Genomic DNA, 15,778 nt, shown 5'->3' on the forward strand with positions numbered 1-15,778 from the left:
CGCAGCAGGACGCCGCCGCCGCCGCCGCGTGGCTCGCGCTCGTCCTGGCCGCGGCGGCCGTCGCCACCACGGCCGAGGACGTCCTCGGCTCCTACTGCGGCAGCGACATCACCGCCTGGCTCCGGCACCGGCTGCTCGGGCACGTGCTGGCCCTCGGCCCGGAGGGGCGGCGGCGCTTCCCCGCGGGGGACGTGCTGTCGCGGCTCACCGAGTCCGCGTCGGGCCCGGCGGCCTTCCCCGTCCTGCTGCTGTCGGCCGCCGCCACGCTGGCCACCACCGTGGGCGCGCTGGCCGGCCTGGCGCTGATCGACTGGTGGCTCGCCGCCGCGTTCGCGGCCGGGATGCCGCCGCTGCTGGTCGCGCTGCGCGTGTTCGTCGTCCGGGCCACCGATCCGTTCGCCCGCTACCAGGCGTGCCAGGCGGCGATCGCGACGCGGCTGCTCGACGCCCGGCAGGGCATCCGGACGATCCGGGCGAGCGGCACCGCCGCCGCCGAGGTGCGGCGCATCCTCGCGCCGCTTCCCGGCCTCGGCCGGGCGGGCAGGGAGACGTGGGCCGTGCAGGGCAGGGTCAGCCGGCGGCTCGCGCTGCTGGCCCCCCTCACCCAGGTCCTGGTCGTCGGCGTCGCGGGCGTCCGCCTGGCCGCCGGCGAGATCACGACCGGGCAGCTCGTGGGCGCGCTGTCCTACGCCGCCATGGCCGCCGCGTCGGCGTCGGTGTTCGACACCGTCGTCGCGCTCCTCAACTGCCAGGTCGGCGCCGGGCGGATCGACGAGATCCTCACGGCCGTCCCGGCGGTGCGGCCCCCCGCGCGGCCGTCCCGGCTGCCGGACGGGCCCGGCGAGCTGCGGCTTCGCGGCGTCACCGTCCGGCTCGGCGGCCGCGCCGTCCTCGACGGGCTCGACCTCGACGTGCCGCCCGGGACGACCGTCGCGGTCGTCGGCACGTCCGGGACGGGCAAGAGCGTGCTGATGTCGACCGTCGGGCGGCTCCTCGACCCCGACGAGGGGGTCGTCGAACTCGACGGCGTCCCCGTCACCGAGGTCCCGCTCGCGGAGCTGCGCCGCGCCGTCGCCTACGCCTTCGAACGCCCCGCGCTGCTCGGCGCGACCGTGCGCGAGACGATCGCCTACGCCCGCCCCGCCGCGACGCGCGCCGAGGTGCACCGCGCCGCCCGCGACGCCGTCGCCGACGCCTTCATCCGGGCCCTGCCGAACGGCTACGACACCCCGCTCGACCGCGCCCCGCTGTCCGGCGGCGAGCTGCAGCGGCTCGGCCTGGCCCGCGCCGCGCTCGCCGACGCCCGGATCGTCCTCCTCGACGACGCCACCAGCAGCCTCGACACCGCCACGGAGCTGAAGGTGACCCAGGCCCTCCGGCAGATCCTGGCCGGACGGACCAGCCTGGTGGTGGCGCGCCGCCCGGCCACGGCCGCCCGCGCCGACCTCGTCGCCTGGCTGGACGCCGGACGCGTGCGGGCGCTCGCCCCCCACGCGGACCTGTGGGCGGACCCGGCCTACCGCGCCGTGTTCTCCACCCGGGCGGCCTCATGACGGCTCCGCCCGCCGCGCGCCTGCTGCACCGCCACCTGCGCGGCCAGTGGCCCGCGTTGCGCCGGCTCTCCGCCTGGTCGGTCGTGGAGTCCCTGCCGATGTTCGCGTCCGGCCTGCTCCTGGCCCGCGCCGTCGACCACGGGTTCCTCGCGGGCCGCACCCTGACGGGCCTCGGCTGGCTCGCCGTCCTCGCCGCCCTGTACGCCGTCGGCGCGGTCGCGACCGGGCGGGTCTACCCGTGGCTGGCCGCGACCGTCGAACCGCTGCGCGACTCCCTGGTCACCGAGGTCGTCGCGGCGGCCCTCCGCCGGATGGCCGACCGGACCCCGGACGCGGCCGGCGCGGGCGTCTCCCAGGTCACCGAGCAGGCCGAGGCCGTCCGAGCCCTGGTGGGGACCGCGCTGCGCAACGTCCGCCAGCTGGTCTCCGCCGGCGCCGCCGCCCTCGTGGGCCTGGCGCTGCTGTCGCCCCTGCTGGCCCTCGTCATCTGCCTGTCCGTGGCGCTCGCCCTGGGGGTGTACGCGGCGTTCGTGGGCTTGCAGATCCGCCGCTACCGGGCGGTCATCCGCCAGGCCGAGCGCATCGGGGAGGCCGCCGCCACCGTCGTGCACGGCGTCCGCGACGTCGCCGCCTGCGGCGCCGAGGACCGCGCCGCCGCCGCGGTGGGCGAGGTCGTGGACACGCAGGCGGAGGCCCTGCGCGCCTACGCCCGCACCCGCTGGATCCGCCTCCCCGTCCTGGCCCTGGGGGTGCACCTGCCCCTGCTCGCCCTTCTCGTGCTGTCGCCCTACTTGACCGCCCACCACGGGCTCACCGCCGGGCAGATCGCAGGCGGCGCGGGCTACCTGGTGACCGGACTCCAGCCGGGCATCACCGTCCTGGTCGACGCGGGCGGCACCCTCCTGCTCAGTCTCGCGGTGGTCCTGGGCCGCCTCGCCGAGGTCTGCACCGTCCCCGAGGCGCCGCCGCCCGGCACGGCGACGGCCGAGTCGTCCGGCATCGAGGCCGACCACGTCACCTTCGCCTACTCCCCGCGCGCCGCCCCCGTCGTCGAGGACCTCTCGCTCCACCTCCCCGAGGGCACGCACCTGGCCGTCGTCGGCCCCAGCGGCACCGGCAAGTCCACCCTCGCGAACCTGCTCACCGGCCTCCTGGAACCCCAGAAGGGCAAGATCACGCTGGGCAAGGTCCCCCTCCCCCACCTGGACCGGGCAGACCTGCGCTCCAAGATCACGCTGATCCCGCAGGAGAGCTACGTCTTCGCGGGCAGCCTCCGCGACAACCTGACCTACCTGAACCCCAGGGCCGGCACCCGTGACCTGGACGAAGCCGCGGCCGCCGTCGGGCTCCGGGGACTCGTCGAACGCCTGGGCGGCTACGAGACCGACATCCCACCCGGCGGCGGTGACCTCTCCCAGGGCGAACGCCAGCTCATCACCCTGGCCCGCGCCTACCTGTCCCCGGCCAGAGTCATCGTCCTGGACGAGGCCACCAGCCACCTTGACCCCGCAGCCGAGGCCCGTGCCGAACAGGCCCTGGCGACCCGCGGCGGCACGCTGATCGTCATAGCCCACCGCATGACCTCAGCCGAACGGGCCCACCAGGTCCTCCTGCTGGACGGCCCGGTTCCCCTCCTGGGCACCCACGAGACCCTCCAGACCCGCAGCCGAACCTACGCAGCCCTAGTGGGCCACTGGCACACCTGAGTCACTGGGCCGGCTTTCGCCGTGCTCGTGCGAGTGCGCAGGGCGGGCGACGGACAGTTGGCACACCCCGTCCTTGCAGGAGCGCTGCAACCGGCCCATGGAGACGGTCTGCACCAGCCCGATCGCCCAGCAGGCCGGACACCCGCGCAGCGCGAGGAGGCCGATCGGCGCGAGCAGGAGGCTGACGGGTCCGAGCACCGGCAGCAGCGCGAACGCCCCGATCAATGCCCCGAAGCCCGTCGCACCGCGGAGCAGGTGCCGGGGAAGCGACGTGCTCGCGAAGGTCTGCCTGTCAGTCATCGCCGTCTCCTGAAACCGGGTGGGGTGCGCCCTGCAGCGTCTGATGGACCGACGCGCGGGCGCGATGCAGCCGCGACTTCATCGCGGGAACGCTGAGACCGAGCGCGTCGGCGACCATGCGCCCGCTGTATCCCTGGATGTCTCGCATGATGAGGACGTGTCGCTGGTCGGCGGGCAGAGCGGCGATCGCCGCCGCGACCCGGCCCGCCTCCAGGCGTCGCAGGACCTCGTCCTCGGCCGAGACCACGCTGACGTCCGGGACCTCGTCGTAGTGCGGCGGCCTCAGTCGCGCCCGCCGCAGGCACTCGTTGCGGACGATGCGGAACATCCACGATGCCAGCGCACCGGACGCCCGCAGGGTCCCGATCTTGCGGTACAAGATGATCAACGCCTCCTGCGCGGCGTCCTCGGCGTCCTCGGGCGACGCGCACAGGGTCCGGGCGAAGCGGCGCACGTGCGGGTGCGAGCCGGACACCAGCGCGGCGATCGACTCCAGATCACCGCCCTGCGCGGCGGCGATCATCCGCTCCCCGGGCCAGGTCCGCTCAGCCACGCGAGCGCCCCCGCCTGCGCAGCACGGTGACACTGCACGCGCACACGAGCACGGCCACGCCGATCACGACGGCACCAACGATCATGACAACCTCCCGGTCGAGTCCCGTGTCCGGCGCTCTTGCCGGCACCCCTATGAGAGGAACGAACCCGCAGAAAGGATTCATGCCGCGCGTCTGATGACCTGCATCCAGTCTCCGCACGCCGGAAGGCGAGCCTGCAGCAGGCCGCCAGGAACCGCGCCCCCGTCCACCCCAACCCCGCGGAGTCAGCCGAACCCGCTCTCACCTGGACGTCACGAGGCAGCCATGTCCCGGCAGGTATTGCCCATCATTAAATGGACCATTTGGACAACACTTGGCGCGCATGAGCGATAGTGCGAGAATTCGCGCAAACACCGGCTACTGGAAGTGAGCGGCATCATGACCAGGCCATGGGAAGCCGATCATGGCGCGGGGTTCCAGCGGAGGTTAGGGAAGACCGCCGCCGAGGTGGGCGACAGTCGCACGACGCAGGACTGCCCGGAGATCTGGGAGTTGGAAAACGGCGACATCGCCGTCATCGGCCGTGACGCCACCGGCGCCTACCGTGACCGTCTGCCTCCGGGCGTGAGCATCGGCTCCGACGAACGTCTCGTGATCATCTCTGGACGGCTTCTTTCGGCCGCCAAACCGGACATCCGCGATGCTTGATCGACTCGCCCGATTCCGGGGGGAGGTGCTGGACCATGCGGCCTACCATCGGGATTTCGCTCGCCAGTGCGAAGACCTGCGCGGGACCATCTGGAAACTCGAACGCTCCCAGGTCTTCCGCGAACCGGAGGATCCCAGCTGGCAGGCGTTCGCTTCCGGCGACTGGCGACGCGCCCTCGACCTGCTGGAAGAGGATCGCAAGGCCGTCCGGACCGAGGCCGACAGGAACCGGCGGCAAGGCTTGAAGATCAGGCGGGTTCGCGTGGTCGAGCGCCCCCTGAGCCCCTACGTCCAATGGGAGCTGCACGCGCTGCGGATGCTGGCGGAAGAAGGTTTCGAACTGCGCGTCCTCTCCGCCGACAACCTCGCCGACCTGGAGAATCAGGGCCAGTTGCCCGAGGTCGTCGTCGTTGGCGACCGCGTCCTCTACGAGGTCCGATATCTGCCCGATTGGACGCCTTGCGGTGCCCGCCGTATCAGGACGCCGGACGTGATCCGTACCGCCGCGTCCGAGATCGGCCGCCTATACCGCAGGGGCGAGCCATTGCTCCGCTTCTTCGAACGGGAAGTAGCCCCGCTACCCGCACCGGCCGTCTGAACTATCGTTCGTGGATGCCGTTCGTTCGCTTGGGCCGAAGCAGGGTGAAGACGTTCTCCCTCTGCCTCCTCACGCTTGTCGTCATAGCCCTTATCGCGGCTTCACCGTGGGGCTTGCGCGCCTTCGGCGGCCCGCCGGCCCGCTGGGAACGGTTGAGTTTCATCGGTCAGACCTACGGCGCCGCATCGGCGCTCCTGGCCGCGCTCGCACTGATCGGCATCGCGGCAACCCTGATCTTCCAGGCGTACGACACGAGGATCGCGCGGGAGGAGGCCCGGCGCATCGCCATAGCGGAGCTGCTCAAGATGGCCATGGACGACCCGGCCCTCGACGAGGCATGGGGACCGGTTCCGGCGGATGCGGACCGCAAGGCCAGGCGGCAGCTCATGTACATCAACATGATCCTCTCCGAGTGGCAGATGTCCTTCGAGACGAAAGCTCTTCCCGAGAAGAGGCTGCGCGCCATTTCGCGGGAGATGTTCTCGGGGCGTCCTGGCCGGGCCTTCTGGGAGGAGGCGCGTCAGGTGCGCATGGGGACCGCCGGGAGCAGGCGAGCGCGCCGGTTCCACGAGATCTTGGACGAGGAGTACGGGCTGGCCCCCGTTCCCCCGCCCGAGCGGCCGCAGGCTCGGCGCCGCTGGAGGTTTCTCGCCGGTTCGGCGGCAGGCGTCCTGGTGATGGCCCCTCTCGTCCGCCGGGCCATCACCCGCCGCCGCTTTTCCGGTTGAACTGCGGGCGGGGTGGGTGACAGCCGCACGACGCAGGAGTCGTCCGAGATCTGGAAGTTGGACACCGGTGACATCGTCGTCATCGGGCGTGATGCCACCGGCGCTTAGCGTGACCGCTCGCCGACGGGAGTGAGCATGGGTTCCGGCGGCCGGCGACGTGCGCTCGAACCGTTGGAAGAGGGGCGCGTCCGAGATCGGCCGCTTGTGCCGCAGAGGCGGGAAGCAGCCCCGCTACCTGCGAGCACCCGCCCACTCATCGCGTCGTGACTATTCGTCCAGCAGCAAGATCTCCAGGAACTCCTGCGGCGCGTCCCTCCAGACGTCGTGGCCGCTGTCCAGCGTGTGAACCCGCCAGGCCGGGTCGTCGGCCAGCCGGTCGCGGACGGCGGTGAACGGCGTGCCGTCCCACCCGGACAGGTACACGTAGTCCCGGGTCCTGACGTCGCGCAGGCCGGCCGCGTCCAGCCGGATTCGCTGGAGGAAGGAGGCCAGCGGATGCGCTGTCACGCGCGGGTCGCGGCCCGGCGGCGGCTGGACCGCGTACCCGTCCCCCGCCGCGCCGTCCAGGAACAGGCTGCGGTAGGCATCGGTGGTCAGGTCCCAGCAGGACTGGCCGTCCTCGGGTACGTAGGCGTCGCAGTAGACCAGGCGGCGCACCACGCCGGCGGGGGCGCGGTCGGCGGCACCGGTGATGACCATGCCGCCGTAGCTGTGCCCGACGAGAACGGCGTCGCCGACCTCCTCGGCAGCGAGCACGGCGAGTACGTCGTCGACGTGGGTGTCCAGATTGACAGTCGCGGAGTTCAGGTGGGCGCGGTCTCCGACGCCGGTGGGTGTCACGGTCAGCGCCCGGTGTCCGGCGGTGCGGAGCCGGTCGGCCAGGTCGGAGAAGTACCATCCGCCGCGCCAACCGCCGGGAACGAGGACGAAAGCTGTCATGCGTGTGTCAACGATGCCTTGATCACGCTGATTCCTTCCCCGGGCCGAACCGGGCGAGGGCGGCATCAGCCGCCCGAGCGGCCGCGGGCACGGCGCCGCCGGAGGTTTCTCGCGCCGTCACCCGCCGCCGCTCCTCTGCTTGACCTCGTGTTTGGTTGAGGTTTTAGCGTGACGGCTCCTGGTGTTCTCGGAAGGGGGCGTTGTGGGTTCTGGTTATGGGGCCGTTGGCGTGGCGGTGCTCGGGCTTGGGGAGATGGGGGGCGCGCTGGCGGAGGCGATTCTGGACGGCGGGCATCCGACCACCGTGTGGAATCGCACTGCGGGGAGGGGTGACGGGCTGGTCGCCAAGGGGGCGCGGCAGGCCGACGGCGTCCGCGATGCCGTTGCCGCCGGGCAGGTCGTGGTGGTCAACGTGAAGGGGAACTCCGTCGCTCGCGGACTGCTGGAGGCGGCGGGGGAGGTCCTGCGCGGACGGGTCGTCGTCAACCTGACGGACGGGACGTCGAGCGAGGTCAGGGAGGTGGCCGCGGTGGTCGCCGAGCGCGGCGGGGAGTACCTGCACGGGCAGATCATGACCATCGCGCCGGGCGTCGGACATCCGGACGCGACGGTCTTCTACGGCGGGCCCGCGGACGTCCACGAGCGTCACCGGGAGGTGCTGGGGCTTCTCAGCGGGCAGGCACCGCTGGTGTCCGAGGATCCCGGCGTCGCGGTGCTCTACGGCATGGCCGTCCACGGGACGATGTGGGGGCTCCTCAACGGGTTCCTGCACGCGGCCGCGGCGCTGTCGGACGCGGGTGTCGAGGTCGGGCGGTTCCTGGAGGAGGCCAAGAGTCCCCTTGCGTCGCTGTCGGCCTTCCTGCCGTCGATCGCCGAGGAGGTCGACCGGGGCCGGTTCGCGACGCCGTACGGGGCGCTGCGCCACCACCTGCCCTCGATCGAAGATCTCGTGCGGGAGAGCCGGGAGCGGGGCATCGACGACGAGTTCCCCGAGTACTCCCGGGCACTCGTGGCGGCGGCGGTCGAGCGGGGCCACGGAGACGACAGCTACTCCAGGCTCGTCGAGCACTTCCGCAAGGCGTAGACCGCGTGGCGCGCTGGGGCCTGTTCGTGAGATGTGTTCGGCCCGCTCACGGGTACTGGAGTTTCAAGGTGGCCTTGTATCGGCAGGCGAGTTCGTCGTAGGGCGTCGCTACGCCTCGGGCCTAAGCCGTCAGGCGGATTGCGCGGGTGCGGCCCCCAGAGCTCGGATCGCGAGATCGATCGCGGTGGTCAGGCGCTCCAGATCGTGGCCGGCGCGCTCTCGTACCCGTAGGCCGAGCACCGTCGTGAACAGCAACTCCACGGCTCCGTCGACGTCGAGATCGGCGGACAGCTCGCCTCGCTCCCGCCCCTCGGCCAGCACCGCCTGCAGGGCCTGCCGGGTGACCGTGAACGCAGCCTCGATCCGCTCATGGACCTGGTCGTCAGTGGTGCCGAGTTCGGTGGCGGTGTTGACCACGAAGCATCCGCGGCCGGTCGTGCCGTCGGCCGGGCAGGTCACCAGCCACAGCATCCATTCCCGCAGCACCTCGCGAACCGGGCGGTCACTCGCATCCAGACGCCGGCGGGCCTGCGTCGACTCGGTGGCCCGGTAATGGTCGAGCGCGCGCAGAAAGAGCGTGTGCTTGTCCGTGAACGTCCGGTACAGGCTGCTGGGCGTGAGCTTCAGCTCGTCGCCCAGGTCGCGCACCGAAGTGGCGTGGTAACCGCGTCGCCAGAACAGCTCGGTCGCCGAGGTGACCGCTTTCTTCTCGTCGAACTGCCGGGGTCGTGCCATGGGTTCACCGTACCCGACTTGTGGAGCGATCGCTCCCATACTAGGGTCCCAATTTGGGAGCGATCGCTCCCGAATTGGTGGAGGAGGATCCGTTGACGACCGCAGAGCAGACTCCCACCCAGAGACAGGAGCCAGGGACCCCGGACAAGAGTCGCTGGCTGCCGGTCTGCGTGGTGGCTCTGGGCACCTTCCTGCTGGTGACCGCCGAGCAGCTGCCGATCGGGCTGCTGACCTCCGTGGAGTCCGCGCTGTCGGTCTCCGAGGGGACGGCAGGACTGATGGTGACGGTGCCCAGCATCGTCGCCGGGTTCGCGGCGCCGCTGGTCCCGGTGATCGTCGGGTCGCTGGACCGCCGCATCCTGCTGGTCGGGCTGATGACCCTGATGACCGTGGCGAACCTGGGCTCCGCCCTGGCGCCGACCTTCGCGGTGTTGGTGGGCTCCCGGGTGCTGGTCGGCATAGCGATCGGCGGCTTCTGGGCGGTTGCCGCCGGTTTGGCGGTCCGGCTCGTCGCTCCCGCGGACGCACCTCGCGCCACAGCGGTCATTTTCGGTGGCGTCGGTGCCGCGAACGTTTTCGGCGTCCCGCTCGGCACCCTGGTCGGTGACCTCATCGGCTGGCGCATCGCCTTCTCTTCGCTCAGCGTCCTGGCGCTCGTGACCCTGATCGCTCTGCTGGCGGTACTGCCGAGGCTGGTCGCCTCCCAGGCCGTCCGGCCCAGGCTGCTGATGGAGCAGTTCCGCAACCGCGGCGTACGCGTTGGAATCATCGCGACGGTGCTCCTTGTGTTCGGCCACTTCGCCGCTTACACGTTCGTGAGCCCGGCGCTGCAGAAGCTGTCGGGGATCGACGAGCGCCATGTCGGTCCGCTGCTGTTCGGATTCGGTGCGGCCGGCATGATCGGCAACTTCGTCGCCGGTTCGGCGCTCTCCCGCCGCGTGCACCGCAGCGTGCTGACGATCGCGGTGGCCATGACGGCAGCGATGCCACTTTTCCTGCTGCTGGGTCAGACCGCGATCGGCGGCGCCATCCTGCTGATCGTCTGGGGCCTGGCCTTCGGCGGTGTGTCCGTGGGCCTCCAGACCTGGATGATCAAGACCGCTCCGCAGGCTGTGGAAGCCGCCTCCTCGCTGTGGGTGGCGGTGTTCAACCTGTCCATCGGTCTTGGCGCGCTGGCCGGCGGCGTCGTGGTCGACACGCTCACGCTCCAGGGCGTGTTCTGGCTCGGTGGCGCCTGCGCCTTGCTCGCCGCCCTGGCGATCTGGATCGCCCGTAGCGACCAAGCCCTGCGATAACCGAGATCCACTCGGGCTGCCCGGGCACCGGAGAAGGACCTCCAGTGCCCGGGCGGCTGCACTTCCAGAACAACATTCCAAACAGGCGCTGGCTACGGCTGGTCGCCGAGGCTGAGCAGGAGGGTGCGCAGGGTTTCGGCCAGGTCGTCTTGTTCGCGCCGGTCGAGGGCGGCGAGGAGGCGGCGCTCGTTCTCGAGGTGGGCGGCGACGGCGCGGTCGATGAGGTCGCGGCCGGCGGGGGTCAGGGCGACGAGGACGGTGCGGCGGTTGGCGGGGTCGAGGTCGCGCGTGACGTAGCCCTTGGCGACGAGCCGGTCCAGGCGGTTGGTGACGGCGCCCGAGGTCACCATGGAGGAGCGGGCCAGCATGCCCGCGGTGATGCCGCCGGGAGCGTCGGCGCGGCGGAGCGTGGCCAGGACGTCGAACTCGCCCCGCTCCAGCCCGAACTCGGCGAACAGGGCCTTGAGTTCGCGCTCGGCGATGCGGGTCAGCCGGGAGAGGCGGCCCAGGACCCTCATGGGGGACGCGTCGAGGTCGGGGCGGGCGCGAGCCCACTGCTCGACGATGAGGTCGACGGCGTCACGCTCCACGATTACCTCTCAACGTTGAACTGTTTGACATCAAGGTAGCACCGCCTCTACTGTCCTCAGCGTTAAACATTTCAACGTTGAGAGGTAGCTCCATGCGACGTCGGACGATCTCTGCCGTGCTGGTGTTCGGGCTGGCCGCCGCGACGGGCGCGCCGGCTCATGCGGCGGACGCCCGGGGCGGGACGGCGGTGTACCCGACCACGATCCGGCTGCCGGACGGGTTCCAGCCCGAGGGCATCGCGATCGGCCCGGGGCCGGTCGCCTACGTGGGCTCCATGGCCGACGGGTCGGTCTACCGCGCCGACCTTCGCACGGGAGCCGGGGCGGTCCTCGGCCGGGGGCCGGGCACGCCGGCCCTCGGACTCAAGAGCGACGGGCGCGGACGGCTGTTCGTGGCGGGCGGCACGGGCGGCGACGCTCGCGTGCTCGACGCCCGGACCGGACGGGTGCTGGCGTCCTACCGGCTGGCCACCGGTCCGTCGTTCGTCAACGACGTCACCATCACGCAGGGCGCCGCGTGGTTCACCGACTCCACCAACCCGGTGCTCTACAAGCTGCCGCTCGCCGGTGGACGACTTCCCTCCGCCGCGGTCCGGATTCCCCTGACCGGTGACCTGGTGTACCAGGGCGGTCCCGACAGCCCCGGCAGCGCGGGGTTCAACGCCAACGGCATCACGCCTACACCGGACGGGCGGGGACTGCTCGTGGTGCAGTCGAACACCGGCGGGCTGTTCCGCGTCGAGCCTACGGGCGAGACCCGCCGGGTGAACCTGCACGGCGAGTCGCTGCCGGAAGGCGACGGGCTGCTGCTGCGGGGCCGGACGCTGTACGCGGTGCAGAACCGGCTCAACACCGTGGCCGTCGTGCGATTGGACGCGGAGGGAACCGACGGCCGCGTCGTACGGCGGGTGACGGATGCCCGGCTCGCCCTGCCGACGACCGTGGCCGCCTTCGGCTCGCGGCTGTACCTCCCCAACATCCGGTTCTTCGCCACGGGACCGACTCCGGACGTCTCGTACAACGCGGTCGCCATCCCCCGCCCGTAAGCCCGATTCGCGTTTTACCCGGAGGCGCGGGCGGGCTTGGAACGAACCGGAGACAACTTGAACAACACCGCACGCGGCGGCTGACATGGCGGCGGACAACCAGGGCAGATCGACCGGCGTCGGACACCGAATGGCAAGGCGTCCGAATAGTCCATTTCTCTTGATCTGATGGGATACCTGGTTCATGTCGCGAATAGCTGCGGCCGTGGTGGCCGTCGTGGGACTGCTGGTCGCCGTGATGTCCGGGCTCGCGCAGTCCGCCCCGAGCCCGTCCGCCAAGCCCTCGCCGCCCGGCGTGGGAAAGAACGGCGAGGCGTGGGCCTGGACGCAGTTGGTGAACGGGACGAGCCACACGACCGAGGTCCGGTTCGCCACCACCGAGAACCCCGCCGGGAACTGCCCCACCCTGCAGTACGCCTTGGGAGGCAAGACGCAGACGGCGGTGCTGAGGAAGGTCAGCGATCCTTTCGTCACCGGTGGCGGGCTCCGGCAGTTCCCGACGACGTTCTGCGTGGCGCCGGTCCCCGACGGGGCGAGCAACGCGCTGATCGAGCCGTCCACGACCCTCGCGGCCACCGTGCATCCGGGGAATCTCCAGCTCCCGCTGCCCGAGTGGCCCGTGAACGGGCGTCCCCGGAGCATCGCGGTGATCGGTGACGCGGGATGCGAGGTCGTCTCGCCCACGGTCGGCGCCCCGCAGAACCAGGACTGCCAGAAGAACTGGCCGCTGGAGCCGCTCTCCGTGCACGCGGCCGCGCAGTCCCGGCCGGACCTGGTGGTCCACGTCGGCGACTACGTGTACCGGGAGACGCCTGAGGGCGCCGACGACGCCACTCCGGGGTGCGACACCCAAGGGCAGGCCGCCGACTGGAGTTGCCTCATCAAGGACTTCCTGCGGCCCGCCCAGGCCCTTCTCGCCGAGGCGCCCTTCATCTTCGCGCGGGGCAACCACGAGGTCTGCACGCCTCCGAAGGTGGGGCGGGGCGCCGAATGGTTCCGCTATTTCGCCACGGTTCCTCAGAAGAACAACGAGTGCTTCTCCCTGCCGCAGACGCAGACCGAGCCCGTCCAGATCAATGCGGGCACGTTGCATTTCATCCTGTTCGACTCCAGCTCGGCGAGCGAGAGGAACAAGCCGGACCAGGCCCAGGCCGCCCGGTACGCGAAATGGTTCGACGAAGTGAACGCCCTGGCCGCCAACCATCCGGCGCACGACTACTTCCTGATCACCCACAAGCCGCTGTGGATGGTCAAGCAGGCCTCGTCCACCGCCGTGACGTGGATCAACCCGACGCTGGCGAGCGCGGTCAGGCAGACGGCGAAGGGGGCGCTGGCCGGCAACATCGACCTGGTGATGTCCGGGCACGTGCACCTCTACCAGATGCTCGACTTCCTCAACAGCCCGCGTCCTCCGCAGCTGACCGTGGGCTCGTCCGGGACGACGCTCGACACGCCGCCGGACGACACCAAGGTGATGGGCAAGACCGTCGACGGCGAGACCGTGCAGCACTCGGTCTCACGGGGTGTCCACGGCTACGCGCTCCTGCGCGACACGGGCGGTCAGTGGCATCTCACCTTCCACGGGGTGTCCGGTCAGGCGTGGCCGCTGAACTGCGCTCTGAGCACCGGGGCCACCAAGGAATTCGACTGCAAATAGGCGGATTCATGGATGCAGGGCCGTGTCGGGCGGGGTTTCGGCGACGCGGGTGAAGCGGACGGTCAGGCCGTCGCGTTCGGGGGCGCAGCAGTAGGGTCCCGCGGCGGCCATGACGCCGGGAGGGAAGGGCGCCAGGCGGATCATCCGCCAGGGATCGTCGCCGGCGCGGGCTCGGATGGTCACGGCGTCGCCTGAGCGGCTGGCGCGGATGGTCACCTCGCGGCGCTGCCACGGGACGGGCGCCGAGGACCAGTCGGACATGCCGTGGGTCACCACCGCGCCCAACTGGAGGGCGCCGTCGCAGTACTCGGCGCCCGCCTTGATCCAGGTCGTCTCGGAGAGGCGGACGAGGAGGCCGGCCTGGTCGAACTGGTGGTCGTAGGCGGCGACGAAGGAGACCTCGATCGCGGCCTCGGGGCCGAAGGGGGACAGCAGGGCGTGCCCGCTGTCGCGGTCGTAGCCGTAGGACGTCGTGCGCCAGAAGTCGCCGCCCCGCGCCGCGGTGACGACGAGGGCGGGGCCGTCGGGCGTCGCGGACGGCGGCGGGTTGAGCCATTCGCCGGTGATCATAGGTCGGAAATCTACGTCAGGGGGTGGAGTCAACCCCACCACCAGGGGTGGGTTTTACCTCCCATGATCGGGTAGCTGAACCCAGTGTCTCCGGAAATGTCAGACGCGAAGGTTGTCATTGGACGGGGACGACCGGGCTGGGAGGGCACGATGGTGAGCGGAGCGGCAGTGGGCGGGGCGGTGCGCGGCCGGATGCGGCCGCTGCTCACCGAGGTGGGGCTGCTGGCGGTCCTGTTCGCCTTCTACAAGTGGGGCCGGACGCTGATCGAGGGCGGCCCCGGGCAGGCGATGGCGAACGCGCACGTTCTGTGGCGGTTCGAGCGGGAATGGCTGCCGAGCGAGGTCGGATTCCAGCATTGGGCGCTCGGATGGGACCACGCGGCGTTCCTCGCCAATGTCTATTACGTGAGCGTCCATTTCCCCGGAACGGCGCTGCTGCTGATCTGGCTTTATGTGCGGCACAGGCCGGCCTATGCCAGGGTGCGCAACGAATTGGTGGCGCTGACGGCGGCCGGCCTCGTGGTGCACACGATGTTCCCGCTGGCGCCGCCCCGGCTGGCGGGGATCGGGGCCGTCGACACGATGCTGACCGTGGGACCGTCGGCCTACCCGGCGGCGGCCGACGGGATCGCCAACCAGTACGCGGCCATGCCGTCCCTGCACATCGGGTGGGCGATCCTGGTGGCCGTGGCGGTGTTGCGGGTGTCGCGGAGCCGGTGGCGGTGGGTCGTCGCTCTGCACGCGCCGCTCACGGTCCTCGTGGTGGTGGTGACGGCCAACCACTACTGGACGGACGGGATCGTCGCCGCGCTCCTGCTGGCCGGCGCCATGGCGCTGGTTTCCCTGGCCGGACGGATGCGGCAAGCTGTGGGTCATGCTGCCGACGCACACGAGTCCCGAGGTCCCGGACGTCCCCGTGGCGGTCCTGCCGATCGGGAGCCACGAGCAGCACGGCCCGTTCCTCCCCCTCGCGACGGACACGGTGATCGCGTGCACGATCGCGGCGGAGATCGCGAAGGCGTACCCGGTGCGGACGCTCCCGCCAGTGACGATCTCGTGCTCGCATGAGCACGCGGACTGGCCCGGGACGGTGAGCATCTCGGCGGCGACCCTGTACGCGGTGGTCAGGGACGTCGCCGAGTCGCTGCGCCGGGCCGGCGTCCCCAAGCTCGTGCTGGTCAACGGGCACGGGGGCAACTACGTGCTCGGCAACGTCGTGCAGGAGGCGCACGGCGACATGGCCCTGTTCCCCGCGATGGAGCACTGGGAGGCGGCGGAGAGGGCGTCCGGCGCGGAGACGTCCGCGGTCAGCGACATGCACGCCGGGGAGCTGGAGACCTCCATCCTGCTGCACGCCCATCCGGAACTGGTCCGGGACGGGTACCGGACCGCCGACCATCTGGCCGACGACCGCCGGCACCTCCTGACGACGGGGATGGCGGCCTACACGACGTCGGGCGTGGTCGGGCGGCCGTCACTGGCCAGCGCCGACAAGGGCCGGGAGACGCTGCGGAGCTTCGTCGCGTCGTTCGGGGACGTCCTCGCGGTGCTTCAGCAGCAGGGCGGCCGCACCGGGCAGGGACGCGACGAAGGTGAGCACCCCGTACACGACGGAGACGGTCAGGCCGTGCGCTGAGCCGCAGATCGCCTGCCCGACGACCTCGAACGGAGACGATGAGATGCGGCATCGGAAGCGGACCGAGCAGCCATCATGAGCACCACGGCAAGGAGCC

At 71.2% G+C, this 15,778-nt stretch carries 16 protein-coding genes and 1 pseudogene; 11 read left to right on the forward strand and 6 right to left on the reverse strand.

Going from position 1 to position 15,778, the window contains the following annotated elements:
* Positions 1-1,553: ABC transporter ATP-binding protein (locus tag AB0K37_RS32635; RefSeq protein ID WP_363987538.1), on the forward strand; the 1,553-nt coding region annotated here is incomplete at its 5' end.
* Positions 1,550-3,259 (forward strand): ABC transporter ATP-binding protein, encoded by a 1,710-nt coding sequence (locus AB0K37_RS32640; RefSeq protein ID WP_363987540.1) that lies wholly within the window; start codon positions 1,550-1,552, stop codon positions 3,257-3,259. The genes AB0K37_RS32635 and AB0K37_RS32640, both read left to right, overlap by 4 nt.
* On the opposite strand, the gene AB0K37_RS32645 is transcribed toward AB0K37_RS32640, so the two are convergent.
* Together AB0K37_RS32645 and AB0K37_RS32650 are read right to left on the reverse strand one after the other, a co-directional pair.
* Positions 3,236-3,559 carry a hypothetical protein gene (locus AB0K37_RS32645; protein WP_363987542.1) on the reverse strand — a complete coding sequence of 108 codons (324 nt, stop codon included), beginning with the start codon at positions 3,557-3,559 and terminating at the stop codon, positions 3,236-3,238. The two genes, AB0K37_RS32640 and AB0K37_RS32645, sit on opposite strands and share 24 nt — an antisense overlap.
* The gene (locus tag AB0K37_RS32650) at positions 3,552-4,112 is read right to left on the reverse strand and encodes an RNA polymerase sigma factor (protein ID WP_363987543.1); all 561 of its coding nucleotides are present in this window, start codon (positions 4,110-4,112) and stop codon (positions 3,552-3,554) included. The genes AB0K37_RS32645 and AB0K37_RS32650 overlap by 8 nt, the downstream gene beginning before the upstream one ends.
* Positions 4,113-4,533: 421 nt before the next feature.
* Between AB0K37_RS32650 and AB0K37_RS32655 the strand changes: the two genes are divergently transcribed.
* From AB0K37_RS32655 to AB0K37_RS32665, 3 genes are read left to right on the forward strand one after another with little or no spacing between them, the layout of a single operon-like run.
* Complete coding sequence (locus AB0K37_RS32655) at positions 4,534-4,803, forward strand: hypothetical protein (protein WP_363987565.1); 270 nt, start codon at positions 4,534-4,536, stop codon at positions 4,801-4,803.
* Complete coding sequence (locus AB0K37_RS32660; RefSeq protein WP_363987545.1) at positions 4,796-5,401, forward strand: DUF6879 family protein; 606 nt, start codon at positions 4,796-4,798, stop codon at positions 5,399-5,401. Before AB0K37_RS32655 ends, AB0K37_RS32660 begins: the two co-directional genes overlap by 8 nt.
* Before the next feature lie 14 nt (positions 5,402-5,415).
* The gene (locus AB0K37_RS32665) at positions 5,416-6,129 is read left to right on the forward strand and encodes a DUF6082 family protein (RefSeq protein WP_363987547.1); all 714 of its coding nucleotides are present in this window, start codon (positions 5,416-5,418) and stop codon (positions 6,127-6,129) included.
* A 267-nt stretch (positions 6,130-6,396) separates the two neighbouring features.
* Here AB0K37_RS32665 and AB0K37_RS32670 read toward each other — a convergent pair whose 3' ends face one another.
* Positions 6,397-7,068: an alpha/beta hydrolase gene (locus AB0K37_RS32670; RefSeq protein WP_363987549.1), complete on the reverse strand. Its 672-nt coding sequence runs from the start codon at positions 7,066-7,068 to the stop codon at positions 6,397-6,399.
* 229 nt (positions 7,069-7,297) lie between these two features.
* Here AB0K37_RS32670 and AB0K37_RS32675 point away from each other — a divergent pair, with 229 nt between their 5' ends.
* Positions 7,298-8,152, forward strand: coding sequence for an NAD(P)-binding domain-containing protein (locus AB0K37_RS32675; RefSeq protein WP_363987551.1), 855 nt, complete (start codon positions 7,298-7,300; stop codon positions 8,150-8,152).
* A 129-nt stretch (positions 8,153-8,281) separates the two neighbouring features.
* On the opposite strand, the gene AB0K37_RS32680 is transcribed toward AB0K37_RS32675, so the two are convergent.
* Complete coding sequence (locus tag AB0K37_RS32680; RefSeq protein ID WP_363987552.1) at positions 8,282-8,887, reverse strand: TetR/AcrR family transcriptional regulator; 606 nt, start codon at positions 8,885-8,887, stop codon at positions 8,282-8,284.
* Between the two features lie 92 nt (positions 8,888-8,979).
* Between AB0K37_RS32680 and AB0K37_RS32685 the strand changes: the two genes are divergently transcribed.
* Positions 8,980-10,182, forward strand: coding sequence for an MFS transporter (locus AB0K37_RS32685; protein WP_363987554.1), 1,203 nt, complete (start codon positions 8,980-8,982; stop codon positions 10,180-10,182).
* 92 nt (positions 10,183-10,274) lie between these two features.
* Here AB0K37_RS32685 and AB0K37_RS32690 read toward each other — a convergent pair whose 3' ends face one another.
* Positions 10,275-10,772, reverse strand: a complete 498-nt coding sequence (locus tag AB0K37_RS32690; RefSeq protein WP_363987556.1) for a MarR family transcriptional regulator — start codon at positions 10,770-10,772, stop codon at positions 10,275-10,277.
* A 92-nt stretch (positions 10,773-10,864) separates the two neighbouring features.
* Here AB0K37_RS32690 and AB0K37_RS32695 point away from each other — a divergent pair, with 92 nt between their 5' ends.
* Entirely contained in the window at positions 10,865-11,818 is a 954-nt protein-coding gene (locus AB0K37_RS32695; protein ID WP_363987558.1) for a superoxide dismutase, read from the forward strand.
* 184 nt (positions 11,819-12,002) lie between these two features.
* Positions 12,003-13,475, forward strand: coding sequence for a metallophosphoesterase (locus tag AB0K37_RS32700; protein WP_363987559.1), 1,473 nt, complete (start codon positions 12,003-12,005; stop codon positions 13,473-13,475).
* A 6-nt stretch (positions 13,476-13,481) separates the two neighbouring features.
* Here AB0K37_RS32700 and AB0K37_RS32705 read toward each other — a convergent pair whose 3' ends face one another.
* Positions 13,482-14,045: a DUF1349 domain-containing protein gene (locus AB0K37_RS32705; protein WP_363987561.1), complete on the reverse strand. Its 564-nt coding sequence runs from the start codon at positions 14,043-14,045 to the stop codon at positions 13,482-13,484.
* 288 nt (positions 14,046-14,333) lie between these two features.
* Here AB0K37_RS32705 and AB0K37_RS32710 point away from each other — a divergent pair.
* A pseudogene (locus AB0K37_RS32710) lies at positions 14,334-14,870 on the forward strand (phosphatase PAP2 family protein); the annotation flags it as partial.
* Between the two features lie 49 nt (positions 14,871-14,919).
* Positions 14,920-15,681 (forward strand): creatininase family protein, encoded by a 762-nt coding sequence (locus tag AB0K37_RS32715; RefSeq protein WP_363987563.1) that lies wholly within the window; start codon positions 14,920-14,922, stop codon positions 15,679-15,681.
* The last annotated feature ends 97 nt before the right edge of the window (positions 15,682-15,778 follow it).

This window comes from Actinomadura sp. NPDC049753, assembly GCF_040674655.1.
Lineage (GTDB): Bacteria > Actinomycetota > Actinomycetes > Streptosporangiales > Streptosporangiaceae > Spirillospora > Spirillospora verrucosospora.